This is a genomic window from Streptomyces sp. KPB2 (assembly GCF_003950055.1).
GTDB classification, from domain to species: Bacteria; Actinomycetota; Actinomycetes; order Streptomycetales; family Streptomycetaceae; genus Streptomyces; species Streptomyces salinarius.
Genome location: NZ_CP034353.1, coordinates 2,715,792 through 2,741,037, shown reverse-complemented (window position 1 = coordinate 2,741,037; position 25,246 = coordinate 2,715,792). Strand labels below are relative to the sequence as shown.

General features: G+C 68.2%; 21 protein-coding genes, 1 tRNA gene and 1 pseudogene. 19 read left to right on the top strand and 4 right to left on the bottom strand.

Going from position 1 to position 25,246, the window contains the following annotated elements:
* Positions 1-27 precede the first annotated feature (27 nt).
* The gene (locus D1J63_RS11760) at positions 28-510 is read left to right on the top strand and encodes a helix-turn-helix domain-containing protein (RefSeq protein ID WP_125628852.1); all 483 of its coding nucleotides are present in this window, start codon (positions 28-30) and stop codon (positions 508-510) included.
* Positions 511-797: 287 nt separating this feature from the next.
* The gene (locus D1J63_RS11755; RefSeq protein ID WP_125628851.1) at positions 798-1,220 is read left to right on the top strand and encodes a hypothetical protein; all 423 of its coding nucleotides are present in this window, start codon (positions 798-800) and stop codon (positions 1,218-1,220) included.
* A gap of 65 nt (positions 1,221-1,285) precedes the next feature.
* Here the strand turns inward: D1J63_RS11755 and D1J63_RS11750 are convergent, their stop codons facing one another.
* Both D1J63_RS11750 and D1J63_RS11745 read right to left on the bottom strand, forming a co-directional pair.
* Positions 1,286-2,011: a 5-formyltetrahydrofolate cyclo-ligase gene (locus D1J63_RS11750; protein ID WP_125628850.1), complete on the bottom strand. Its 726-nt coding sequence runs from the start codon at positions 2,009-2,011 to the stop codon at positions 1,286-1,288.
* Positions 2,012-2,035: 24 nt separating this feature from the next.
* A complete protein-coding gene (locus D1J63_RS11745) occupies positions 2,036-3,202 on the bottom strand; it encodes a helix-turn-helix transcriptional regulator (RefSeq protein ID WP_125628849.1) in 1,167 nt (388 codons plus the stop codon).
* A gap of 179 nt (positions 3,203-3,381) precedes the next feature.
* Between D1J63_RS11745 and D1J63_RS11740 the strand changes: the two genes are divergently transcribed.
* The 9 genes from D1J63_RS11740 (at position 3,382) to D1J63_RS11705 (ending at position 14,155) form a co-directional block, all read left to right on the top strand.
* On the top strand, positions 3,382-3,930 hold the full coding sequence (locus D1J63_RS11740) for an ATP-binding protein (protein WP_164712805.1): 549 nt from the start codon (positions 3,382-3,384) through the stop codon (positions 3,928-3,930).
* Positions 3,931-4,079: 149 nt separating this feature from the next.
* The gene (locus D1J63_RS36705) at positions 4,080-4,223 is read left to right on the top strand and encodes a hypothetical protein (protein WP_164712804.1); all 144 of its coding nucleotides are present in this window, start codon (positions 4,080-4,082) and stop codon (positions 4,221-4,223) included.
* Between the two features lie 15 nt (positions 4,224-4,238).
* Positions 4,239-5,423, top strand: coding sequence for a cupin domain-containing protein (locus tag D1J63_RS11735; RefSeq protein WP_125628847.1), 1,185 nt, complete (start codon positions 4,239-4,241; stop codon positions 5,421-5,423).
* Entirely contained in the window at positions 5,420-6,316 is an 897-nt protein-coding gene (locus tag D1J63_RS11730; protein WP_125628846.1) for an aldo/keto reductase, read from the top strand. The genes D1J63_RS11735 and D1J63_RS11730 overlap by 4 nt, the downstream gene beginning before the upstream one ends.
* A gap of 289 nt (positions 6,317-6,605) precedes the next feature.
* Entirely contained in the window at positions 6,606-7,193 is a 588-nt protein-coding gene (locus D1J63_RS11725) for a phosphotransferase (RefSeq protein ID WP_241235549.1), read from the top strand.
* A 1,154-nt stretch (positions 7,194-8,347) separates the two neighbouring features.
* Positions 8,348-9,532 (top strand): DNA cytosine methyltransferase, encoded by a 1,185-nt coding sequence (locus tag D1J63_RS11720; protein WP_241235548.1) that lies wholly within the window; start codon positions 8,348-8,350, stop codon positions 9,530-9,532.
* Entirely contained in the window at positions 9,529-11,886 is a 2,358-nt protein-coding gene (locus D1J63_RS11715) for an ATP-binding protein (protein ID WP_125628844.1), read from the top strand. Before D1J63_RS11720 ends, D1J63_RS11715 begins: the two co-directional genes overlap by 4 nt.
* Positions 11,883-13,535, top strand: coding sequence for a helicase-related protein (locus tag D1J63_RS11710; RefSeq protein ID WP_125628843.1), 1,653 nt, complete (start codon positions 11,883-11,885; stop codon positions 13,533-13,535). Before D1J63_RS11715 ends, D1J63_RS11710 begins: the two co-directional genes overlap by 4 nt.
* A complete protein-coding gene (locus tag D1J63_RS11705; RefSeq protein WP_125628842.1) occupies positions 13,535-14,155 on the top strand; it encodes a hypothetical protein in 621 nt (206 codons plus the stop codon). The genes D1J63_RS11710 and D1J63_RS11705 overlap by 1 nt, the downstream gene beginning before the upstream one ends.
* Here D1J63_RS11705 and D1J63_RS11700 read toward each other — a convergent pair.
* Complete coding sequence (locus D1J63_RS11700) at positions 14,106-14,519, bottom strand: very short patch repair endonuclease (RefSeq protein ID WP_125628841.1); 414 nt, start codon at positions 14,517-14,519, stop codon at positions 14,106-14,108. The genes D1J63_RS11705 and D1J63_RS11700 overlap by 50 nt on opposite strands.
* Before the next feature lie 241 nt (positions 14,520-14,760).
* On the opposite strand from D1J63_RS11700, the pseudogene D1J63_RS37130 reads away from it, so the two are divergent.
* Positions 14,761-15,153 (top strand): annotated as a pseudogene (locus D1J63_RS37130) (replication initiator); the annotation flags it as partial.
* A 330-nt stretch (positions 15,154-15,483) separates the two neighbouring features.
* Here the strand turns inward: D1J63_RS37130 and D1J63_RS11685 are convergent.
* Positions 15,484-15,555 (bottom strand) — tRNA-Arg (locus tag D1J63_RS11685).
* Between the two features lie 180 nt (positions 15,556-15,735).
* On the opposite strand from D1J63_RS11685, the gene D1J63_RS11680 reads away from it, so the two are divergent.
* From D1J63_RS11680 to rho, 7 genes are all read left to right on the top strand, one after another.
* Positions 15,736-16,203 (top strand): response regulator, encoded by a 468-nt coding sequence (locus tag D1J63_RS11680; protein ID WP_125628840.1) that lies wholly within the window; start codon positions 15,736-15,738, stop codon positions 16,201-16,203.
* A 90-nt stretch (positions 16,204-16,293) separates the two neighbouring features.
* Positions 16,294-17,433 carry an ArgS-related anticodon-binding protein NrtL gene (gene nrtL, locus D1J63_RS11675; RefSeq protein WP_125628839.1) on the top strand — a complete coding sequence of 380 codons (1,140 nt, stop codon included), beginning with the start codon at positions 16,294-16,296 and terminating at the stop codon, positions 17,431-17,433.
* A gap of 18 nt (positions 17,434-17,451) precedes the next feature.
* Positions 17,452-18,843 carry a diaminopimelate decarboxylase gene (gene lysA / locus D1J63_RS11670; RefSeq protein ID WP_125628838.1) on the top strand — a complete coding sequence of 464 codons (1,392 nt, stop codon included), beginning with the start codon at positions 17,452-17,454 and terminating at the stop codon, positions 18,841-18,843.
* Positions 18,844-19,001: 158 nt separating this feature from the next.
* Positions 19,002-20,294 (top strand): homoserine dehydrogenase, encoded by a 1,293-nt coding sequence (locus tag D1J63_RS11665; RefSeq protein ID WP_164712803.1) that lies wholly within the window; start codon positions 19,002-19,004, stop codon positions 20,292-20,294.
* A gap of 6 nt (positions 20,295-20,300) precedes the next feature.
* Positions 20,301-21,359, top strand: coding sequence for a threonine synthase (gene thrC / locus D1J63_RS11660; protein ID WP_102929158.1), 1,059 nt, complete (start codon positions 20,301-20,303; stop codon positions 21,357-21,359).
* A 315-nt stretch (positions 21,360-21,674) separates the two neighbouring features.
* Complete coding sequence (gene thrB / locus D1J63_RS11655; RefSeq protein ID WP_061442531.1) at positions 21,675-22,604, top strand: homoserine kinase; 930 nt, start codon at positions 21,675-21,677, stop codon at positions 22,602-22,604.
* 432 nt (positions 22,605-23,036) lie between these two features.
* The gene (gene rho, locus D1J63_RS11650; protein ID WP_125628837.1) at positions 23,037-25,127 is read left to right on the top strand and encodes a transcription termination factor Rho; all 2,091 of its coding nucleotides are present in this window, start codon (positions 23,037-23,039) and stop codon (positions 25,125-25,127) included.
* Positions 25,128-25,246 lie beyond the last annotated feature (119 nt).

The following is a 25,246-nucleotide window of genomic DNA, read 5'->3' as shown; positions in this document are numbered from 1 at the left end:
GTGCCCCACACGCTAGGAGGCGATCTCGTGACTCACCCAACGGTTGGTCACCCCGCAGGACTCCCCGACGACCCACGTGCCGACGTCACCGCCCCCACGCCCGAGTGCCCGGTGGAGATCACGCTGGCGGCCCTGCACGGCCGTTGGACGACGCTGGTGATCCGCGAGTTGCTGCGCGGCGACCACTCCTACAGCGAACTCCGCGCGGCTCTGCCCGTCATGTCGGACAAGGTGCTGTCCGACCGGCTGGCCCACCTCACCCGGGCGGGAGTCGTCGACCGCGACCGCCGCCCGGGCTGGCCCCCACGCGTCCGCTACACCCTCACCCCGAACGGCCACCGCCTGGGCCCGGTCCTCCAGGCCCTGTGGGACTGGGGCGCGCACCCCCCGACCCCGGCCGGCGAAGCAGATCCGAGCCGCACGACCGGTTTTCCGAGCACCCGGCTGCGGACGTGCGAAGACGACCCCAGCCCCAGAGCTTCCGTTGGGGACGAGGTCTTCGGACAGTGACATATGAGGTTGCAGCGATGGCCTGAGCACGTTGCTCGACGGCGGATGGCGCGAGCGCAGGAGGGCAGCATGGCTCTTCGCCGGGACAGGCAGCCGTGAGGCCCTCGTGCCGCAGGGCCTCCGCCGGCGCACAGCACGAGGCCTCTCAGCCTGGGAAGCGGAACGCTCCATGAGCGGTGGGCGATCGGACCTCGGCCGCAACGGCCGCTGGATCAAGAAGACCTGCACTGTCAGTGCTGTCTCTTACGCTCCGTTCCTGAAATGCGGCGAATGGAGAGGAGACGCGGATGGGCGGCAACGCATGGACCCACACGGGCCCATATCAGCGTGATCTGGAGGTTGCCTTCCGGCAGGCCCAGGAAGACGAGCTGGCGCGGGACAACTACGGCTTCGAGGGGCGATCAGTCGAGGAACTGTGGCAGGACCGGGAATGGCAGGAGTACATCTTCACCGGCGGCACGGGCACCGTACTGGACTTCCCGGCCATGATCGAAGCTGCGGAACCCCACGATGGCCCGTTCCTGCGCCCGCTGACCGACGACGAGGTCCGAGCGTGGGCCCCTGACGGCAGGCCGACATACGAGCAGTGGGACGCCGCGCTCGACTCCGAGCACCTGGACTTCCCGGGCCGGGCCCAGGGCAACTGCACGGTGCTCTACCGCAACGGCAGGCCGGCTCAGATCGGCTACTGGGGAGTCACCGCCGACTGATGCCCCAAAACCTCCTGTGACGTGGGACCGTTCCGTATGGATGGAGTATCAGCGACACCGCGGCGTCAGGCGCCCGTGCGAGCCGCGAGTGCCGGGATCGCGGCGATCTTCTCTGCCGTGAGGGCAGACCAGTCGACTCCGGACGGTCGATGAGGGTTCGGGCAGATGATGGTTTCTTCGGGCGTCACGATCAGGTCGACGCCGACGTCGTGCTCAGTGGTGGGGATCAGGGTGCCAGTCACCTGGAGCCGGTGGACGGTGGTGACGACGACGGTCTCCGGTGTCACCAGGCCGGCCTCGGTGAGCAGGGCGAACTCGATGTCGGAGTAGCCGGCACCCTTGCCGATGCGGGCGCCGTCGCGATTGACGGCCACGCTGCCCAGGATGATCAGGTCCAGTGGACGGAGGGCGTCGACCTCGACTGTGGGGGCCACGGCGGCAGCGGTGCGGCTGGCCGCGGCGTCGACGGGTGGGACGGTGAGGGCTGCCGGGTCAAGGAGGTAGAAGGGCTTGAGGGTGGCCAATTTCGGGACCGCCATGTAGACGGTCTTGCCTTCCTCCAGGGCCCTTGCTCTAACCGGGAGTTGCGCCTTGTCCGGTACGGCTTTGACGATGGTCGCACGCTGCCAGGCGGGGAGTGCCGCGAGTCGGGCCGCAGCTTGCCCGGCGCCCTTGAAGTTGGGGATGCGGCCGTGAACGGACGCGTCGTGCACGGCGTCCGCGGTGGTCAGGGCATCCCAGACCTGTGCGCGTACCGCCTGCTTGGCGTGGTCCAGGGAGTTGGCTGCCACCGGCGTCTCCTTCTCTTCTCCGACCTACGCTGCCGTCATCAGGCCGAGCAGTCTGTCGTGGACCTCCGCGACGAGGGGCTCCTGTCGCCAGGGGCGCAGTTCGCGGGCGGCTGCGAAGACGATGTTCATGCCTCCACCACCCCGCGTGGTCTCCAGCTCGGCGATGGCTTCGGTGAGGCTGGCCACCCCCGCCTCGACGTCGCGTTGCCGGATACGGGCGAGCGTAAGGTTTCCCAGCACGATCGCGCGTGACTTTCGCCGGTCCCGAAGCTTATCCGCGGTGCTGGCCAACAGGCTCTCGGCCCGCCGGTGGTCACCGAGGGAGAGGTAGCAAGAACCCGCGAGGCGACCGAACTGCGTGGGCGACACGAGGTCGGCGGCGGCGTCGCCGGTGCCCACGCGACCGAGTCGGCGTTCAGCGGTGGAGAGCGCATGCTCACAGGCCGGGTTCGACCCCAGCATGGCGTGTGCCTCGGCGACGTGCAGGAGCGCCAGCCCAGAGAGGGCGGGACTCGTGCGGGCGGCGATTTCGGCAGCTTGCTCCGCGAGCGCGAGACCGGCACGGGCATTGTGTGCGCCGTACAGCGCGACGTAGCAGGTGCGCAGTAAGGCGTGGGCTTCCAGAGTGGAATCCCGCAGGTGGCGGGCGAGTCCGGCGCTCTGCTCGTAGTAGGTCGTCGCGGTGGCGTGATCGCGGCGCTGAGAGGCGTCCCAAATCAACTGCCCCATGAGAGTGCACGCGTCGGCGTGCAGAGCGTGCAGCTCCCTTTGAACGCGTCCGCGATAGGAAGCGGAGGCGAGTTGGTCGATGCGATTGAGCTGTGCTGCCGCCCCCGCAATGAGGCCGGCTGAAGGCACGCGGTCATAACGAGCCGCGTAGTCGTCGAAGCGCGTGCGAAGCGTCGCTACGGCGAGCAGATCAACGCGTTCGGGGTGAAGGGTCGCGTAAGCCAGGGCATCTTGTCCCTCCGCGCCATGCGACGTCCGGGGCGACAGCAGGTTGTTCAGGCCCTCGGCGTCGACGCGCAGAAGGCGGGCCAGCCGTGGACGCATCCAGGGCTGCGGGGCCGTGCGGCCCGATTCCCAGCGGGTGATGGTGGAGCGGTCCACCCGCATGTGTTCGGCGAGGGCTTCCTGGGTGAGGCCCACGGTTCGGCGACGCTCTGCCAGGCCGTTGCGGTGGTGCGCCAAGAGACTGCCTCCCGTTTCGCCTGCCCTGCCGAGGACTTACGGCTGCGCGAGACTCCCCAGGTGAGGCACAGGAGTGACGCACGGATGCCGCATCGATGCGTCCATTCTGCTCTGGGCGTTGTCCGTTGTGGGCGGTTGTGTGGAACTCCGACGCACACCGCCAGGAAGGTCCGTACTCCATGCCGTTCCGAACACCCGACTCGAAGTCCTTGTCGTTCCATGTTCCGTCCGACATCGGCGCCGTGCCGTCCACTCGTCACAGGGTTGTCGCGATCGTCAGTGACTGGGACTTGCCGCTCGCGGAGGAGACGGTTCACACGTTGGAGTTGCTGACCGGTGAGGTGGTCGCGAACGCCGTCGTGCACACGGGTGAGTGCTGCCAGGTCACGGTGAGCTGGGACGGGCTCCGTGTACGGCTGGAGGCCGAGGACACGAAGGGCGGTCAGCTTCTGAAGCGGATGCCGGCCGACCTGAATGGGGAGAGCGGGCGCGGACTGCAGTTGATCGAAGGCCTTGCCCAGGCGTGGGGCTGTCGGCCGACCAAGGACGGAAAGGCGGTCTGGTTCGAGATCGGCGGCTGTACACCCTTGACCTCCGGTCCACCGCCCGCCGCATCCGAAGGTGATTCCGAATTCCGCGGCGGAGCCGCACAGCGGCTGGTTGCCATGGCCGAACCAGGGAGCCGCACGCCCAGTGGCCCCCGCACCACCGTCGCCGTTATCACCTGACCACTCGACCACCTGGCTCGGGAGGCGCAAGTCCCGAGCCAGGTCCTGGTGCCCCTGACCTGCCTTACACCTGGTGCGGCAACTAGGGGCGCCGCAGCAAGGGAGCGGGCAACCGGCTCGCTTCCGGCCAACCCAAAGGAGATACATCCATGCCCGAGCAGAACACGACCACGATCGATGGTCAGGAGGGCCACGGCCTGCTCGTCGCCCGTCGCCGGATCGCCGCCGCCCGTTCGCGGGCCGAGCAGCCCTCGGACGGCGGTTCCACCGGTCGTTCCGACGGCAACGACTGAGCAGGGCCGTAACCGATGACCACCGATGTATCCGCGGTGGTCGCGCGCCTGGGCGAGGACTTCCTCGCCCAGGTGTACGGCCGCACCTACCGCCACTTTTCCGGCGAGCCAAGCCTCCTCGGCGGCCTGCTGGGGTGGGGCGACTTGAACGCCCTGCTCACCCACCACCGGCTCGAGCCGCCCCGGCTGCGTCTCTCCGCAGGCGGTGAGGCGCTACCCCAACACGCCTACACGGTGCCGATCACCACCCGACGCAGTACCGTGTGGCACCGCCTCAAGCCCGCCGAGCTGCACCGCCACCTCGCCGGAGGCGCCACCCTCGTGCTGGACGCGATCGACGAATTGCACCCGATTGTCGGCGACCTCGCCCAGGCACTGGAACGACACCTGCACACCGGCATCCAGGTCAACGCCTACGCCTCATGGACCCCCGAGGAAGGCTTCGGCGTGCACTGGGACGACCACGATGTGCTGGTCCTCCAGCTCGACGGCGCCAAGCGGTGGCGCATCTACGGCCCGACGAGAGAAGCTCCGCTGCACCGTGACACGGACATCCCCGAACCGCCCCCGAACGAGCCGCTGGCCGAACTGGTCCTCAACGCGGGCGACATGCTCTATCTCCCACGCGGCTGGTGGCACGCGGTGGCCGCGACCGAAGGCGTGCACTCCTTGCACCTCACCTGCGGCATGCAGACGGCGACCGGAGCCGACCTCCTCCAGTGGCTCTCCGAGGACCTGCGCCGCGAGACGATCGTGCGCAGCGACCTGCCACGCTTCGGAACCGGGGAAGAGCAAGCGGACTTCGTGCGGTCGCTCGGCGACCTCATCATGAAGGAGTTCGAGAACGTCGAACTGCTCGACCGCTACCTCTCCATGCGGGACGCCACCGAAAGGGCCCGCCTCGTGCCCTCACTGCCCTACGTTGACGGCGTACCGCCCGACCCGGCTCTCTCCGTACACCTGGTGACCGTTCGCGCTCGCCTGCACAACGACGAGGAGGGCAACGCGGTGCTGACGGCAGGAGGAGAGGAATGGACCTTCTCCCCGCAGGCAGCGGCCCTGCTGTCCGTCCTCGTGGACGGAGGCCGTCACCGTCTGGACACCCTCGCCCGGACGACCGGGTTACGCATCGGGCAGGTGGCGCTGCTGGTGAGCGACCTGGTGGACGGCGAAGTCGCGGCCGTGGAGCGGATCGGATGAGCGCCCAGCTCGCGGCGGGGACGTATCGGTGCCGTGACCTGTCCAGGTCGGTGTCCGCTGCCGTGGACGCTGGGGTGACGTGGATCGACACGGCACCGAACTACGCGTCCGGTTCGGCCGAGGCGTCGCTGCGACCGATTCTGGACGCGTGCCCGCAGGTACATGTCTCGACCAAGGTCGGCTTCGTGCCTGACACCGACCGGCAGGCCGCCCGGGCCGGCGGCGTACTGCCGGGCGACCACGATCGCGGCCATTGCCTGGCGCGTCCCTACATCGCTTGGCAGCTCGCCCGCAGCCGCAGCCGCCTCGGTCGTGTCCCGAACCTGGTCTTCGTCCACAACCCGGAACACGGCTGTACGGACCGGACCGACCTGTCGCAGACGCTGACCGAGGTATTCGAGGAACTGGAGAGCGCGGCGGACGCGGGCGGGATCGACGGCTACGGCGTTGCCACCTGGAAGGGCCTCTCGACCGGCATGTTCACGGCCTTTGACCTCCTGGAACTTGCCGAAACTGTTGGCGGCCCACGCCACCACCTCCGAGCTGTGCAGCTCCCGGTCTCGCTCGTCCACCTCGCTGTGGTGGCGGACGGGCTCGATGGGCGCGGGGCATTGGCAGAAGCACGGGAAGCGGGGCTCGACGTCTTCGCATCGGCTCCGCTCGGAGGCGGGGAACTGCTCGGCGCGATGACGGAAGACCTGGTGCGCGTCATCGATTCCGAGACGTCCCCGGCACAGGCCGCGCTCTTGGTCGCTCTGTCGGCTCCGGGGGTGTCATATGTCCTCCTCTCGGCAAGCACACCGGCACACTGGGCCGATGCCCGTGGCGCTGCGACCCGCGAGCCCTTGTCACCCGACCGCCTGAGAAAGGTCGTCGATGTCCTCGGAACCTGACGACCCCGAGGTCGCCACACGCATGCGGAGTGCCCATTCCATTGCGTGTGGCTTCCTCGGGGCGGTCCCCGACGCTGGGCCGTCCAACGGAGAAACACGGGAGGCGTGGGGATGGAGAGGGCGTACCCTCGGCCGACAGGTCACCGGCCCGTACGGGCCAGCCTGGCTGCGCGTCGCCCACAGCCCGCTGAGCAAGGCGACCGGCAAACTATGGACGGGCCCGGAAGACGCCGAACGGATGGTGCCCCGGCAGGTGCCGCGCCCTCGCCTACGCCTCGTACGACACTGGGTGGAGGGAGACGACGCGTACAAGGCGGAGCTGTACGATCACGCCGCCGGCGAAACCGTGTCGCCCACCCCCGCGCTTGTCAGCCCTACGCCTCCCTTGCCCGCAGCCTGGTGGAGCGACCTGCGCACGGCCCTGCTGTGTCTGTCGGCAGCCCACACCGACCGCACGGCCGTACACCAGGCGTACCTGGACCGCGCCATGCCGAAGTACCTCGCCTTCCTCGGCGAACCCGTCCCCACAGTTCCGCACTCGTGGTCCACCGCACACGGCGACCTGCACTGGGCCAACCTGACCGGCCCTGAACTCGGTGTCTTGGACTGGGAGGGCTGGGGCACTGCCCCGACCGGCTACGACGCCGCCCTCCTGCACGCCTACAGCCTCGGCATGCCCGAGACCGCCGAGCGCGTCCGCCAGGAACTCTCCACGTTTCTCGACAGTGAGGATGGGCGCTTTGCCGAGCTGGTGGTCATCAGCGAGCTCTTGCAGACCGCCGAACGCGGAGACAACGCAGAGCTCGTTCCCGCTCTACGGCAGCGCGCCAAAGAGGTCTGGCACCGGATGATGGCCGACGGCGCGTCTGGTCACTGACGAGACCGCTGAGAGACAAAAAGAGAGGGTGGGAGCCATCCAAAGCTGGCTCCCGCCCTCTCTGTCCGCATCCGCCTCGGCACCCCTTGAGTTTGCGAGTGATCAGGCGAGTGCCAGGGGTCGAACCGGCGCACACAGCTTCGGAGGCCGCTTGGGGCCCGGGTAACGCGGCAGGTCACGGCTCTCCCCATGGCAGTGCAGGTGGGACCCGTCCACGGGTAGGTCACGGCGGACCGGCACCGGCCTTTGTGTCCTCGACCAAGACCATCTTGGATGTTTGGCTCATTGCGACTCGGCTCAGGCCTGCCCTCAGGTAACGTCGTTGACTAGGAGGCGCGCGCCCCAACCGACATCAGTCAGCCAGTGCCGCTGGGATGTCGACCTGTCAGGGGCCACCAGCTCTGGCTGCTTTGGGGCTCTAAACCCGCTCGTCCAGTTCTATGTCTCGCCGTCAACGGGCCTATAGGGCGATCGGAGATCACAGTATGATCACGCATCGTCACGGAATGAACACATCCTAAGTTGATCGGTTAACTTGATGGGGCTTACATCGGCAAGGGAGATGAAGTACTGACGGGTGGGGACCTGTGTGTCCTGCGGGCAGATCTGTCTATCTGTCCGTATGCTGCGCGGCCGCGCAGTCATCAACTGTCGCAACGTGACGTTGCCTGCACGGCTTCGTGGTTACGCTTCATTCCGTAGGACCACGGGGAAGATCATTGGAGCTGAACACCGTGACCGACTCATACACGAGCTCCAGCGATCCTGCAGTCGCGAGAGCCGGGGGGCGGGCTAGTGCGGAGATGCTCCGCACCATGTGCGGCCAGCGGCTCGACCGCATCGACAAGGCGCAGGGGGCTGTTAACAACAGGCTGGCGCAGTTGCTGACTTGCTCACATCAGGCGCGGCCGGTTGGTGAAGATCCGAGGGCCGGGGGACTGCGCGTTGCTGGCCTCCTCGGCGACGTCACGTGAAGCGTGTCGCCAAGCGCTTGCAGTCCGGAAGGCGATCAGGAGACCAACAGGTTCTGGCGAGGTCGTCGTACCGTGCGGCACCATGATATTCAGACAAGGGCGATGGTTGGAAAGAAGTGCATGTCTGAAACTGCGGTCGTTCCCGGGAGAGTTGTCCCTCGCCACCCCTCCCTCCTATTAATGAGGAACACGCCCGCCCGGCTCGCGAGCGTGGAGTTGTTCGCTGGCGCGGGCGGGCTCGCGCTGGGCTGTCAGGAGGCTGGCTTCGACGCGCTAGCAACTCTGGAGTTGGACAAGTGGGCCTGTGACACGGTGCGACAAAACCAGGTTCGAGGTCACGAGCTCGTGGCGAACTGGCACGTCGAGGAAGGCGATGTGCGGGACTTCAACTGGTCCCGCATCACCGGCGAGGTGGACCTCCTCGCCGGTGGGCCGCCGTGCCAGCCGTTCTCCATCGGCGGCCATGGCAAGGCAGACGACGACGAGCGTGACATGTTTCCGGCCACGGCTGAGGCGGTCGCCCATCTGAGGCCCCGCGCGTTCATCATCGAGAACGTCAGGGGCCTGGCACGCCCGAGGTTCGCTGATTATTTCCAGTACATCCAGGCCAGGCTTTCGATGCCCCTCCTCACCGCGAACCCCGGCGAACTGTGGGCGGATCACCTGCGGCGACTGCAGGACGCGCGCAAGGACATCGGCAACCAAGAGTTGGCCTACCGGGTCACGCCAGCCTTCGCCAATGCGGCGGACTACGGAGTACCACAACAGCGACAGCGCGTCTTCCTGGTCGGCTTCCGAAACGATCTGGACGTGACCTGGGAATTTCCGCATGTCACGCACTCGAAGAGAGCGCTACTGCATTCCCAGTGGATCACTGGTGAGTACTGGCAGGAACACGAAGTGCCCAAGGCGAGACGTCCAGAACGGCCTAACGTTCCCATACCCGCGGAACTGCGGCCGGACGAGGTCAAAGCACGCTGGCGCACCATACGCGATGCGTTGGTCGGTCTCCCCGAGCCGACGCTCACGGGTGCTACGGGCGTCCTCAATCACGTCCTTCAGCCCGGAGCTCGCTCCTACCCGGGTCACACTGGTAGCCCGATGGATTGGCCAGCCAAGACGTTGAAAGCCGGGCGTCACGGGGTCCCTGGCGGTGAGAACATGCTGCGTGATACGGACGGCTCCATACGCTATTTCACGGTCAGGGAAAGCGCACGTCTGCAGACCTTCCCGGACGACTACGAGTTGCATGGTCCTTGGGGCAAGGCGATGCGTCAGCTCGGCAATGCGGTGCCCGTCGAGCTAGCGCGGGTCGTGGCTGCCAGCGTCCATGCCGCCCTGCGCGCGGAGGGACCCGAGTCATGACGGAGACGGAGACGAGACCTAACACCCTCAACCTGATGCCGTCCCCCCGGATCTTGGAGATGATCGCGGAGGTCGACCTTCAACTTCATCAGTGTCTGTGCGAGTTGATTGACAACTGCCTCGACGAGCTCATTGAGGCCACGCGTGTCGATGAGACGTTGGAACCTCGAATAGACATCGCCCTGCCGACGGCGGCCAAGGCGAACAGGGGCGCCAAGGTCGTCGTGAGTGACAACGGCCGGGGGATGTCTCAGGAGGAATTGGGTCACGCTCTGAGCGCCGGCACGTCGGGTAAACAGCGGTTCGGCAGCCTCGGCCTGTTCGGCATGGGCTTCAACATCGCCACTGCTCGCCTCGGCACGGTGACGGAGGTCCGTACGGGACGACGTGGCGACGACCACTGGATCACCGCCACTATCGACCTTCGAGCGATGCAACAGCGGTCGTCGTACGAGGTTCCCCTTCGCTACGATCCGAAGGATCTCGACGAGCACGGCACTCTCGTCTCGGTCACGAACCTCCGCGAAGACATGGTCGACAAGTTGAGGTCGGCGAGTTCGATCCGGGAAGTCAGCAAGAACCTGGGGCGAATTTACACCTACATGCTGCGTGATCCCGACGGGCCTCATTCAGGCGCGGAGTTGATGGGCGGCTTGAACCAGCGCCTGTACGTCAACGGCCGCCATGTACTCCCTCTCATACCATGCATCTGGGACCCGGCCCGGTCGGTCACGTACAAGGCCGGGAAGGTGCCTGCTGCGGCACCGATCGACGTGCCACTCACCAACGCGTTCGCATGCATGAGCTGCGGTCGCTGGTACACCTCAAGGCACGATAAGTGCGTTGATTGCGAGAGCACTGACATCCAGGAGCGAGAGCGCCGGATCAAGGGATGGCTCGGCGTGCAAAGGTTCGCCGACAAGTCCGATTTTGGCTTGACATTCCTCCGGTACGGACGCGCGATCACGACTAGGGACCGGTCACTGTTCGACTGGGAGGGGCCGGACGGGGACATCGAGCTGGAGTATCCGATCGAACTCGGTATGGGCCGCATCGTCGGCGAGATCCATCTCGATCACGCGCCGGTCAACGTCCGCAAGACCAACTTCGATACGTCGTCGCCGGAGTGGCGGTACATGGTCGCGAAAGTGCGAGGCGACCTGCCTTTGCGTCCCCAGCTCTCGAAGCGCCTGTTCAATCGGGAGAACGACTCCCCGATGAGCCGGTTCTTCAACGCCTTCCGGGAGAACAAGCCGGGTCTCCGGTACCTCATGCCCGGTAACGGCAGCACCGCCATCCACACTGAGGTGAAGAGATGGGCACAGAAGTTCCGCAGCGGGGATCCGGAGTATCAGACCGACGAGAAGTGGTACGACGCCGCAGTCGATCATGACCGGGTCAAGAACGGACCACCCCCGGAGCCGGCCTCGCCCTCTGACGAGGATGACTGGCTAAAGGAGGAGGGGCTTGGACATCTGGGAGCGGGGGCGGCCGACGGCTCCGCACCGTCCAAGGATCAGAAGCAGCCGGATGTAGCTGCGGAGACGCTGCCGGAGACCGAAGAGCAACGCTTCGCGAGGTACAAGGAGCACGCGATGCTGCTTCCCGACACCGACCGCGAAGTTCGCCTCGGTACCGCGCAGGCGTTTCTTCGTGTCTATGTCACCACCGGAGTCGAACTGGTCAAGGACGGTCAACGGCAGCCGACTGTCGTTCGGATCGTAGCTGGCGAGGTGGAGATCTATGTGGATTCCGATACCGCGCTGATCGCGCGGTACGGATGGTCCCCGCTGAATGTCGCGCTCTTCTGCGCGGCACCACAGTTGAAAAACGTGTACTCCGTGTCGGGCTCCATTGATGGACTGGTGACCTCGATCCTGGAGCAGTTCCCTGACCGGCGAGTGCACTCGAGTGCGGTGCGTGCCCGCGCGGAAATGCTGCTGGAGGGCCTGCGCGAACGGCTCGCCGACCTCACTTCGAAGGACGCGTCCACGTTCTGGTCGGCCCTGTCCGGCGAGTCGAAGCGGGCTGCCGAGTCGTACGCCATCGCGGTGGCACCGGACGTCAATTGGAAGGCTGCGGTAGAAAACGGCGAGTTCGCACGCTACCTGGGCGCTGAGGGCATCCTCGACCTCGTTACGAACGCTCCCGAACTGGTGCTGGACGGCGGCTTGTTCCGTAGCACTTATGCGGCGCTGGGTGAGGAGACGCAGGCGGACCAAGTGGCCCGCGTCAGCGCCTTCCTCACTGACCTCAAGCGGATGGTTGTGGGTCCACCCCTGCAGAACACCCTGGAACTGTCCCGCTTGCTCCTTACTGCGGACCTGCTGGACTCGGAGATCGTCCAGGCATGAACCGATCATTCCTAGAGCCGGCCTTCCTCGTCGAGGAGGGCCCGAAGGGCTTCACGCGCCAGCTGGAGCGGTTGCTCGGTCTGATCTCGTTCACGGACGTGGTCAACATCGATGGTCCCGGGGACAAGGGCGCTGATCTCCTCGGCCGGCTCAACAATGAGGACTGGATCTTCCAGTCAAAATGGAAGAAGTCGGGCAATGTGGATCGCGAGGCCGTGGACGAGGCCCACGCGGCGATGCGGCACTACGCCATCCACCGCGCGGTCGTAGTCACCAACCGACTGTTCACCCAGAAGGCCAAGGAGCGAGCGGACGCGCTGAGGGAGGTTGGAGTAAATGTGACCCTCTGGGACGGCCGACGACTAGCGACGATCTACGATCGCGCTCCGCAGCGAGTCACACCGTTCGACCTCCACCCCTATCAGGACCGCGCTGTGGAAGCGGCCTGGGCCGCCCTACAGGACACTGGCGAAGCACTCATCTACCTCGCCACGGGCCTTGGCAAGACGGTTGTCGCCGGCAGGGTGCTGCGACGATTCCTCCTCGCCAACCCGGGCTCCGAGGTGCTGGTCACCGCGCACATGATCGACCTCGTGGAGCAACTCGAACGGGCGATGTGGCGGGACGTCCCCAAGGACGTACCGACCCGTCTGCTGCACGGCGACTCGAAACCGGACTCTCTGCCAGGCGTCACCTTTGGTGTATCGAACACGGCACGTGACTACGTCCAATCGGGATACGACCCTCAGCTGGTGATAGTGGACGAGGCGCACCACGTGGGAGAGGCCGGGAACTACGCCACCCTGATGGGTCTGCTGCCCAAGGCCAAACGAATGGGTGTGACTGCCACGCCGTGGAGGGGTGACAAGTACGACATCGAGCGGACCTTCGGTGAAGCAGTCGAGCGGGTGTCCATCTCGGAGGGCATGAGACTGGGGTACCTCGCCGAGGTGAAGTACCGTGTGTTCGCCGACAATATCGACTGGGACTTCGTCCGCCACGCCTCCGAGCACGGCTACTCCATCAAAGACCTAAACAAGCGTCTCTTCATCCCCGAGCGGGACGAGTCGGTCCGGGAGCATCTTGAGAAGGTCTGGGACCGGACCACAAACCCCCGCGCCATCGTCTTCTGTCAGACGATTGAGCACGCGGAGCGGATGCGTGGCCTGCTCGCCCGACGTCCCGGCTGGGAAAGATCCGAGACTCTGCACGCCAAACTGAAGATGCGGGAGCGCCGGACACGACTCCTCAGGTTCCGCTCGGGAGAGGTGCCTATCCTCGTCGCCGTAGACATCCTCAACGAAGGCGTCGACGTGCCCGACGTCAATATCCTCTGTTTCGCCAGGGTGACCCACAGCCGGCGCATCTTCGTACAGCAGCTTGGCCGCGGACTGCGTCTTCGTAAGGGGAAGACCCACGTGGAGGTGCTGGACTTCGTTAGCGACATCCGGCGGCTGGCTGAGGTGTACGACATGCGCGGACAGGTGTCCGAAGGTGAAATCGAGCAGGTGTCGGTTGGGCGGAACCAATTCGAGTTCGAGGACCTGAGGGTGAAGGGGCTCCTGGATCAGTGGATGGCTGACGTGGGTGACCTCGGGGGAGCCGACGACAGCGTCCGTTTGGAGTTCCCGCCCATCGAGGGGGTGTGATGGCGGTCCTTCCGGAACCGATCCGCCTGGAGATTTTCGCGGAGTTGGCCCGCCACTTCGACTCCGCACGGTGGGAGGAAGTCACCCCACCTGCTGCAACGGAGATGTACGACCGCTTCGCCAAAGATCCCAAGATCGGGGGGCGACTCGCTCAGTTCATGCCCACGGAGAAGATACGCCCGTGGATCAAGGACGGACCGGCGAAGCAGTACCGTAGGGCGCTCGAAGGCCTCGGGCCCATGGCCCAGATGACGTCACGAGAGTACCCCGGTCCGCGGTCGGTGGTCCGGCTTGCCCTCGGCGCGGGTTGGACCCCTCGTGCTGAGACGTTGGACGTGAAGCCAATGCGGTGCTTCGCTGACGGTCCCGACGGTGAGGCGGCCTTCGTCACCTGGGGCCCGATGAACAGCCTTCAGGGAATGGTCTGGCACGCCTGCCTACTCCGAGCAGAGTCCGATTCGCAACTGATCACCATTGCCGTCACCAAGCCCAACGCCGCACCCCTGCCCGACGACGACTGGCAGCTCGCGGTCTCGCTGGCCAGCATCTTGAGAGCACGATGCGAGCAGGTCACCTACGCGGTTTCTCGGAAGGCGACCACTGGTTCGCGGACCGTTTGATCACTTCGGCCTCGATCTTGTCGGCTACCTTGACAGGGTCGTCGTGCTCCCAGAAACGGAGTACGGTCCATCCCGCCAAGGTGAAAGCCCTGGTGGAGTCCTGATCACGGCCTTGATTCTCAGCGATCTTGGCCGCCCAAAAATCCTTCCGATCCCCCTTTGCCGGCCGAAAGTGCTCCGGACAGCCATGCCAGAAGCACCCGTCGATCAGGACGGCGACTCGCTGCCTTGTGAAGGCAACGTCGACTGTCCGCTTCAAATTGGAAACGGGCTTGAAGTTCACCCGGTACCGGAGGCCGCGCCGATGCAACTCCCGGCGTACAGCCATCTCGGGCGCGGTGTCGCGCCCTCGGATTCGGGACATACGCGCACTGACGATCGGGTCGACACCCCCAGACATCAGGCCCTCCACTCACACTCTTAGACTTCAGCGGCGACCTCGACAGGCCACACGTCCGTGATCGGCGTACTTCTTCTTCCCGTAGGCCTTGCCGGGAATCTCGGTGAGCTGGGTTTTCGCCGGTCAGGCGGCGGAGCCATGCGCTTGCTGGTCGTCGCTGGCCGTCCTTGGTTGCTATCGAGCGACCTTGGACGCCGAGAGACGCAAGGAGGTGCCGAAAGCAGTGAGCGGTCACCCGCGGGTGTTCGCCACCCTCACCGCTCCCGGCTTCGGTCTGGTCCACACGCGCCGTGTGCGTGACGGGCTCGTGCTGGCTTGTCGGCCTCGGCGGGTCGGAGACTGCTGCCCACACGTGGCTCCGGCCGGCTGCCGCGAGCGTCACTCTGCGGATGATCCCCGTCTCGGTGAGCCGCTCGGCATGCGCTGCTACGACTGCGCGGCGGCCGTCCTCTGGCACGCGTTCGCGGGTCGGCTCTGGCACCGGTTCGGCCTGGAGCTGCGGCGGGAGGTCACTCGGCGGGCCGGTCTGTCGCGTACGGAGTTCGGTGAAGTCGCCCGACTCTCGTACGCGAAGGTCGCCGAGTACAAGCGGCGGGGTCCACCACTTTCATGGCGTGATCCGTCGGTGGACGTCCTCTTGAAGATATGCCAAGTGCATCGACGGCCAGGAGCAGGAGATGAACGACCGGATCATGCAGGGGCTCGGGGAGGAGGACGACACCCCCACTGACAGAACGACATGACCGACGAACGGGAGCCCGGACCGCAGAGGTTCGGGCTCCCGTTCGTCGGTCCTCGTTTAGTCCACACGGCTACGCTCAGGGTTCCCGGGAACGGCTGCTTCCGGCGGCACACGCCTGCACATACGCGAAGACCCCGGCCTCAGCGTTTCCGCTGGTGACGGGGTCTTTGGGCACCTCATACAGGGTGCCCCCGGCAGGATTCGAACCTGCGCACACGGCTCCGGAGGCCGTTGCTCTATCCCCTGAGCTACGGGGGCGTGTCCGTCGCGGTCGGTGTTGCTCGCGGCGACGGGTAGAACACTACCAGCTCGCCCGGGGTGGTCATGAACGGGTTTTGGCGGGTCGTGGGGGAGGGTGGCGCCCGGCGTTGTCCCTCGGGCGGGGTGGAAGTGGGGAAAACCCGGACGCGGTGGCCGGAGGCGACCTACTCTCGAGTTGTGCCTAGGGCGTCCGGCCGGATTCTTGTTGTGGATGACAACAAGGTCATCCGGCAGCTGATCAGGGTCAACCTCGAGCTGGAGGGCTTCGAGGTCGTGACCGCGGGCGATGGTGCCGAGTGTCTGGAAGTCGTCCATCAGGTGCGGCCCGACGTCGTCACGCTGGACGTGGTCATGCCTCGGTTGGACGGGCTGAGGACCGCTGCTCGGCTGCGTGCCGATCCGCGTACCCGGGATCTTCCGATCGCGATCGTCAGCGCCTCTACGCAGTACGAGGTCGAGGCCGGGTTCGCCGCGGGGGCCGACGCGTTTCTGTCCAAGCCCTTCGAGCCGGCCGAGCTCATCGGTCTCGTACGGCAGTTGGTCGAGCGGGAGGACCGCCGTGCGTCCGGGGCGGGGGCCGTCGGCGACTCCCTGCCGCGGGTGCGTGGGCTTGCCGGGGAGAGTGAGACGCCCGCTCAGGCGTGAATCCGCAGCCACCCCCCGGTTGCGTCCATATCCCGGGACTCCCGGGAAACGGTTCGCCTGGCCACCCCCCTCCTCCCATACGCTTGTCCCGTGACCCCCGTCGAGCTCTCCCGTACCGTGCTGCACGCCGTGCGTCGTGCCGTAGACGCGGGGGAGCTGAGCGTGGCCGTGCCGACGCGGGCCGTGGTCGCGCCGCCGGGGCCCGGAGGGTGCGGGGACTACGCCACCAGCATCGCCCTCCAGCTGGCCCGGCCGGCCGGGCAGACGCCGTTCCGGGTCGCCGAGGTGCTGCGGCCCTACCTGGTCGGCACGGACGGGATCACCGACGTCGTCCTCACCGGGCCGGGGTTCCTCAACATCAGCCTCGACCGGGCGGCCGCGGGCGTCGGGCTCGTCGGCGAGATCCTGCGCCGTGGGGCCCGGTACGGGTACGCCGAGCAGCCGGACGGGCGTGTTGTGCAACTTCATTGCCCTCACGACCTGCGCGCCGTCGTCGTCGCCGAGGCCTCCGCGCGGCTGCTCCGCTCCCAGGGCGCCCTCGTCCGCGTGACCGCCGAGGGGTTCGAGGACGTCTGGACCTCCGTCCTCGGGGTGACGGTTGACGCCGTCGGGCACGCCCCCGCCGAGCTGCCCGTCAACGTCCGGCCCGTGCCCGTCCCCGCTTCCGAGACCGCCGACCTGATGTCCCTCGGCCGCGACGCCGGACGCTGGGCCCTCCTCCACCCCGCGCCCCACGACCGCCCCCGTACCGGCGACGAGCACCTCGTCCAGCGGGAGAGCAACTCCCTCTTCCGGGTGCGGTACGCCCACGCCCGCGCCCGTGCCGCCACGCGCAACGCCGCCGACCTCGGGTTCACCGCCGAACCTGGCCCCGGCCCCGTCACCGGTAGCGACACCGGCACCCCGACCGGCACCGGCACCCCGACCGGCACCGGCACCCCGACCGGCACGACCCCCCTCGCAGACGCAGCGCCGGCCCTCCTCGCCGCCCTAGCCGACCACCCCCGCGTCCTCGCCGCCGCCGCGGAGCACCGTGCCCCGGACCGGCTCGCCCGGCATCTCGTGGCCGTCGCCGATGCCGCGCTGCCCTTCCTGGTCACCGTGCTGCCGCGCGGCGGGGAGAAACCCTCGGCCGCCCACCGTGCCCGGCTGGCGCTTGCCGAAGCCGTCGGGGCGGTGCTGGCCGGCGGCCTGGTCCTCCTCGGCATCGACGCACCCGACCACCTCTGAGAGAGCGCAGAAGACGCCATGAGCCGTTCCGCACACCCCGCCGGGCCCCGTCACGCCGATGTCCTGCCCGAGGGGCACTACACCGCCCCGGCGGAGGACCTGAACGCCCTCGACCCCAAGGTCTGGGCCCACACCGTCGGACGGGACGCGGACGGTGTCGTCACCGTCGGCGGGATCGCCGTCACACAGCTCGCCGAGGAGTACGGCACCCCCGCCTACGTCCTCGACGAGGCCGACTTCCGGGACCGGGCGCGCGCCTGGCGCACCGCCTTCGGCAACGACGCCGACGTGTTCTATGCCGGGAAGGCCTTCCTGTCGCGCGCCGTCGTGCGGTGGCTGCATGAGGAAGGGCTCAACCTCGACGTCTGTTCCGGCGGCGAGCTGGCCACCGCGCTCTCCGCCGGGATGCCCGCCGAGCGGATCGCCTTCCACGGGAACAACAAGTCGCCGGAGGAGATCGAGCGCGCCGTCCGGGCCGGGGTGGGGCGGATCGTGCTCGACTCCTTCCAGGAGATCGTGCGGGTCGCCCACATCGCCCAGACCCTCGGCAAGCGGCAGCGGGTGCAGATCCGGATCACCGTCGGGGTCGAGGCGCACACGCACGAGTTCATCGCCACCGCGCACGAGGACCAGAAGTTCGGCATTCCGCTGGCCGGCGGGCAGGCCGCCGAGGCCGTGCGGCGGGCGCTGCAACTCGACGGGCTCGAGGTCATCGGGATCCACTCCCACATCGGGTCCCAGATCTTCGACATGTCGGGCTTCGAGGTCGCCGCGCACCGCGTGGTGGGGCTGCTCAAGGACATCCGGGACGAGCACGGGGTCGAGCTGCCCGAGATCGACCTCGGCGGCGGGCTCGGGATCGCGTACACCAGTGACGACGACCCCCGCGAGCCGCACGAGATCGCCAAGGCGCTGACCGAGATCGTGACGCGGGAGTGCGAGGCCGCCCGGCTCGCCACCCCGCGCATCTCCGTCGAGCCCGGGCGGGCCATCGTGGGGCCCACCGCTTTCACGCTCTACGAGGTCGGCACCGTCAAGCCGCTCGACGGGCTGCGGACCTACGTCTCCGTCGACGGCGGGATGTCGGACAACATCCGGACCGCGCTGTACGACGCCGAGTACAGCGTCGCCCTCGCCTCCCGCACCTCCGACGCCGAGCCGATGCTCGTGCGCGTCGTCGGCAAGCACTGCGAGAGCGGGGACATCGTGGTCAAGGACGCCTTCCTGCCGGGGGACCTGGCACCTGGTGACCTCATCGCCGTACCGGCGACGGGGGCGTACTGCCGCTCCATGGCCAGCAACTACAACCACGTGCTGCGTCCACCGGTCGTCGCCGTGCGGGACGGCGCGGCGCGGGTGATCGTGCGGCGGGAGACCGAGGAGGATCTGCTCCGCCTCGACGTGGGGTGACACTCCGGGGGGAGCAAGGGAGGGGCGGCTGAAGATCCTTCGGCCCGCACCCCGTCCGAAAATGAAATAAACGTCTCACGATCCGGACGAAAGGCAGAAAATCCCGTCCGGTGCGTGAGACTGGTCCAACCGTAGACGGTAAGAGGAAACGAGGTCGGATGATGCGTACGCGTCCGCTGAAGGTGGCGCTGCTGGGCTGTGGAGTGGTCGGCTCAGAGGTGGCGCGCATCATGACGACGCACGCCGCCGACCTCGCCGCCCGGATCGGGGCCCCCGTGGAGCTCGCGGGCGTGGCCGTACGGCGGCCCGACAAGGTGCGCGAGGGCATCGACCCGGCCCTCGTCACCACCGACGCCACCGCGCTCGTCAAGCGCGGGGACATCGACGTCGTCGTCGAGGTGATCGGCGGGATCGAGCCCGCCCGTACGCTCATCACCACCGCCTTCGCGCACGGCGCCTCCGTCGTCTCCGCCAACAAGGCGCTCATCGCCCAGGACGGCGCCGCCCTGCACGCCGCCGCCGACGAGCACGGCAAGGACCTCTACTACGAGGCCGCCGTCGCCGGTGCCATCCCGCTGATCCGGCCGCTGCGCGAGTCCCTCGCCGGCGACAAGGTCAACCGGGTGCTCGGCATCGTCAACGGGACGACCAACTTCATCCTCGACGCCATGGACACCACGGGGGCGGGCTATCAGGAGGCGCTCGACGAGGCCACCGCCCTCGGGTACGCCGAGGCCGACCCGACCGCCGACGTCGAGGCCTTCGACGCCGCCGCCAAGGCCGCCATCCTCGCCGGGATCGCCTTCCACACGCGCGTGCGCCTCGACGACGTCTACCGCGAGGGCATGACCGAGGTCACCGCCGCCGACTTCGCCTCCGCCAAGGAGATGGGCTGCACCATCAAGCTGCTCGCCATCTGCGAGCGGGCGGCGGACGGGGGATCGGTCACCGCGCGCGTGCACCCCGCGATGATTCCGCTCAGCCATCCGCTGGCCAACGTGCGCGAGGCGTACAACGCCGTGTTCGTGGAGTCAGAGGCCGCCGGGCAGCTCATGTTCTACGGGCCCGGTGCGGGCGGCTCCCCGACCGCCTCCGCCGTGCTCGGCGACCTCGTCGCCGTCTGCCGCAACCGGATCGGCGGAGCGACCGGACCCGGTGAGTCCGCGTATGCCGCGCTGCCCGTCTCCCCGATGGGCGACGTCGTCACGCGCTACCACATCAGCCTCGACGTGGCCGACAAACCGGGCGTGCTCGCCCAGGTGGCGACCGTGTTCGCGGAGCACGGTGTCTCCATCGACACCGTGCGGCAGTCCGGCAAGGACGGCGAGGCCTCCCTCGTCGTCGTCACCCACCGCGCGTCCGACGCCGCCCTCGGCGGTACCGTCGAGGCGCTGCGCAAGCTCGACACCGTGCGGGGTGTCGCCAGCATCATGCGGGTTGAAGGAGAGTAACCAGCAATGACCCACCAGTGGCGCGGAATCATCGAGGAGTACCGGGACCGGCTGCCCGTCTCCGACAGCACGCCCGTCGTGACGCTCCGCGAGGGCGGCACCCCGCTCGTGCCCGCGCAGGTGCTCTCCGAGCGCACGGGCTGCGAGGTCCACCTCAAGGTCGAGGGGGCGAACCCGACCGGGTCCTTCAAGGACCGCGGCATGACCATGGCCATCAGCAAGGCGAAGGAGGAGGGCGCGCAGGCCGTCATCTGCGCGTCCACCGGGAACACCTCCGCCTCCGCCGCCGCCTACGGTGTGCGCGCCGGCATGGTCTCCGCCGTGCTAGTGCCGCAGGGCAAGATCGCGCTGGGCAAGATGGGCCAGGCCCTCGTGCACGGCGCCAAGATCCTCCAGGTCGACGGCAACTTCGACGACTGCCTCACCCTGGCCCGCGCGCTCAGTGACAACTACCCCGTGGCCCTGGTCAATTCGGTCAACCCGGTGCGTATCGAGGGCCAGAAGACGGCCGCCTTCGAGATCGTCGACATGCTCGGCGACGCGCCCGACATACACGTCCTCCCGGTCGGCAACGCGGGCAACATCACCGCGTACTGGAAGGGGTACCGGGAGTACGCCGCCGACGGGGTCAGCACGAAGCGGCCCCGCATGTGGGGGTTCCAGGCCTCCGGCTCCGCCCCGATCGTGCGCGGCGAGGTCGTCAAGGACCCCTCGACCATCGCCACCGCCATCCGGATCGGCAACCCCGCCTCCTGGGACTTCGCGCTCGCCGCGCGGGACGAGTCGGGCGGCGCCATCGACGAGGTGACGGACCGTGAGATCCTGCGCGCCTACCGCCTGTTGGCCTCCCAGGAGGGCGTCTTCGTGGAGCCCGCGTCCGCTGCGTCGGTGGCCGGTCTGCTGAAGGCCGCCGAGCAGGGCAAGGTCGACCCGGGGCAGCGCATCGTGTGCACCGTCACCGGCAACGGGCTCAAGGACCCGGACTGGGCCGTCGCGGGTGCCCCGCAGCCGGTCACCGTCCCGGTCGACGCGGCGACGGCGGCCGAGCGGCTCGGCCTCGTGTGACACGCGACCGGCGTATGAGGGCGTAAGCGACGCTCAGCCGGGAAAGCCACATACGGGGGGTGCACAGGGGGCTTACGACACGCATCGTGCGCCTCCTGTGCGCCCTATGTCGCCACAGAACCTTCCTTCGATAGGCTGTACCTAACCCGCCTGCCGCATATGCCGCGGTGCCGCGCTGTCTCCGCGGTCGGTACGGGCCGGCCGTTCGACAGGGAGCGGCGAGCCCAGGGTCCCGTACGTCATCGAATGTCATTCGACATCCCGACCGTCACGACAGTTTCGACAGTCCCGCAGCTCAAGGAGAGTCATCTAGCGATGGCCGGTCCAGCGTTCCGCGCCGCCGCCGTCAGGGTGCGCGTCCCCGCCACCAGCGCCAATCTCGGTCCGGGCTTCGACGCCCTGGGCCTCGCGCTGGGTCTCTACGACGACGTGGTCGTCCGGGTGGCCGACTCCGGGCTGCACATCGACATCGCGGGTGAGGGCAGCGAGACCCTCCCGCGCGACGAGAAGCACCTCCTCGTCCGCTCCCTGCGCACCGCCTTCGACCTGCTCGGCGGACAGCCGCGCGGCCTGGAGATCGTCTGCGCCAACCGCATCCCGCACGGCCGCGGCCTCGGCTCCTCCTCCGCCGCCATCTGCGCCGGCATCGTCGCCGCGCGCGCGGTGACCATAGGCGGCGAGGCCCGCCTCGACGACGCCGCGCTGCTCGACCTCGCCACCGAGATCGAGGGCCACCCGGACAACGTGGCGGCCTGTCTGCTCGGCGGTTTCACCCTGTCCTGGATGGAGTCCGGCGCCGCCCGGGCGATCAGGATGGAGCCCGCCGATTCCATCGTTCCGGTGGTTTTCGTGCCCGGAAAGCCGGTACTGACCCAGACGGCGCGCGGACTGCTCCCGCGCAGCGTCCCGCACGTCGACGCCGCCGCCAACGCCGGCCGCGCCGCGCTGCTCGTCGAGGCCCTCACCAGGCGCCCCGAGCTGCTGCTGCCGGCCACCGAGGACCGCCTGCACCAGGAGTACCGCGCACCGGCCATGCCGGAGAGCGCGGCGCTGGTGGAGCGGCTGCGCGGCGACGGCATCCCCGCGGTGATCTCGGGCGCGGGACCCACGGTGATGGCCCTGGCCGACGCCGACACGGCCGACAAGGTCGAGGCGCTGGCCGGAACGGACTGGGCGGCCAACCGGCTCAGCCTGGACGGGCAGGGCGCGAGTGTCCTGCCGCTGGCGACATCCGGCGACATTTAGACGCGCAAGCGGTTGCCGGATTTCGAGAGGGGGAATGTTTGTTGGATCCGGTAGTGTTAACCTCAAGTCTGCACCCGACCCCACCATGGCGAGGTGCCTCGTGTCCCCGTCCGGGACAGACATTCTTCCGGGAGCCCCCCAAGCCGCATCGTGCAGTGGATGTCGTACGTGATCAGTACGGCCGACACGGGCATTGAGCGGCCCACCGGTGGGGGTCACCCCCTCTGGGGGAGTTTCGGAACCGGTGCGACCACGCCGCATGACACAGACACCGGGTGCCACGGCTAGGGGAAGCGCCATCACCAGATATCTCTTCCGCCGTTCAGGCGGACCACCGCCCCGGCACGGTTCGCACAGCAAGGACCGAAGCCGGACAGCACAACCGGTCGCCGAGCCAGACAGGCCGACGTCCGCTCCAGGGAAGGACCCTTCGTGAGCGACACCACCGATCTGATGGGCGCACGTGTCGAGGAGACCGCTGCCGCGCCCGCCACGGACGCCTCCGCGCCTGCCACCGGTGCCGGCTCCCGGCGGCGCCGCGGTACCGGCCTCGAGGGCATGGTGCTGGCCGAGCTGCAGCAGGTCGCATCCGGCCTCGGCATCAGGGGCACCGCGCGGATGCGCAAGAGCCAGCTGATCGAGGTCATCAAGGAGGCGCAGGCCGCGGGTGGAGCGCCCGCCAAGGCCGCGCCCGCCGCCGCGGACACCGCCGGCGAGACCAAGCCGAAGCGCCGCAGCACCTCCCGGGCCCGTACGGGCGACGAGGCCCCCGCCGAGAAGGCGGAGCGGGCGGAGAAGGCCGGCAAGGCCGACAAGAAGGCTGACAAGGCGGACGCCGACAAGGCCGCCGCCCAGCAGCAGATCGAGATCCCCGGTCAGCCGTCCCCCAAGGTCAACGCCGCGGCCGAGCAGGCCGCCCCCGCCGACGACGCCCCCTCCGAGCGCCGTCGTCGCCGGGCCACCGCCGACGCGGGCAGCCCGTCCGGCGGCACCGACACGGTGGCCGTCGAGACCCGCACCGAGCAGAAGACCGACGCCTCGGGCCAGCAGCAGTCGCAGCAGCAGGGCCAGGGCCAGCAGCAGGGCCAGGGCGACGCCCGTTCCGACGGCGAGGGCGGCGAGGGCCGCCGTCGCGACCGCCGTGACCGGGGCGACCGCGGTGACCGCGGCGGCCGCGACCGGCGCAACAAGGGCGACGACCAGAACCAGGGCGGCGGCCGTCAGGACCGCCAGCAGCAGGGCGGCGGACGCCAGGACCGTCAGCAGCACGACGACGGCTACGACGACGACGGCGGCGGCCGCCGCGGCCGCCGGGGCCGCTACCGGGACCGCCGGGGCCGTCGCGGACGCGACGAGATCCAGGAGCCGCAGATCAACGAGGACGACGTCCTCATCCCGGTCGCCGGCATCCTCGACATCCTCGACAACTACGCGTTCATCCGGACCTCCGGCTACCTGCCCGGCCCCAACGACGTGTACGTCTCCCTCGCCCAGGTCCGCAAGAACGGCCTGCGCAAGGGCGACCACCTCACCGGTGCCGTGCGCCAGCCCAAGGAGGGCGAGCGCCGCGAGAAGTTCAACGCGCTGGTGCGCCTGGACTCGGTCAACGGCATGGCGCCCGAACACGGCCGCGGCCGCCCGGAGTTCAACAAGCTCACCCCGCTGTACCCGCAGGACCGCCTCCGCCTGGAGACGGACCCCGGCGTCCTCACCACCCGCATCATCGACCTCGTCGCGCCGATCGGTAAGGGCCAGCGCGGTCTGATCGTGGCCCCGCCGAAGACCGGCAAGACCATGATCATGCAGGCGATCGCCAACGCGATCACGCACAACAACCCCGAGTGCCACCTGATGGTCGTCCTGGTCGACGAGCGTCCGGAAGAGGTCACCGACATGCAGCGGTCGGTGAAGGGCGAGGTCATCTCCTCGACCTTCGACCGCCCGGCCGAGGACCACACCACGGTCGCCGAGCTGGCCATCGAGCGCGCCAAGCGCCTGGTGGAGCTGGGTCACGACGTCGTCGTACTGCTCGACTCGATCACGCGTCTGGGCCGTGCGTACAACCTCGCCGCCCCGGCCTCCGGCCGCATCCTGTCCGGTGGTGTCGACTCGACCGCCCTGTACCCGCCGAAGCGCTTCTTCGGTGCGGCCCGCAACATCGAGGACGGCGGTTCGCTGACCATCCTCGCCACCGCCCTGGTGGACACCGGGTCCCGCATGGACGAGGTCATCTTCGAGGAGTTCAAGGGCACCGGCAACGCCGAGCTCAAGCTCGACCGGAAGCTCGCCGACAAGCGCATCTTCCCGGCGGTGGACGTCGACGCGTCCGGCACCCGCAAGGAGGAGATCCTGCTCGGCAACGAGGAGCTCGCCGTCACCTGGAAGCTGCGCCGGGTGCTGCACGCCCTCGACCAGCAGCAGGCGATCGAGCTGCTCCTCGACAAGATGAAGCAGACCAAGTCGAACGTCGAGTTCCTGATGCAGATCCAGAAGACGACCCCGACGCCCGGCAACGGCGACTGAGTCACCGCCGGTCCTCCGGATCGCGGCCCGAGGTCCCGCTTCGTCACACCGGTGACGGGGCGGGACCTCTGGCTTGTAGGATCAGCGCACCGCAGTGGGGGGGAACGTATTTTCGGATA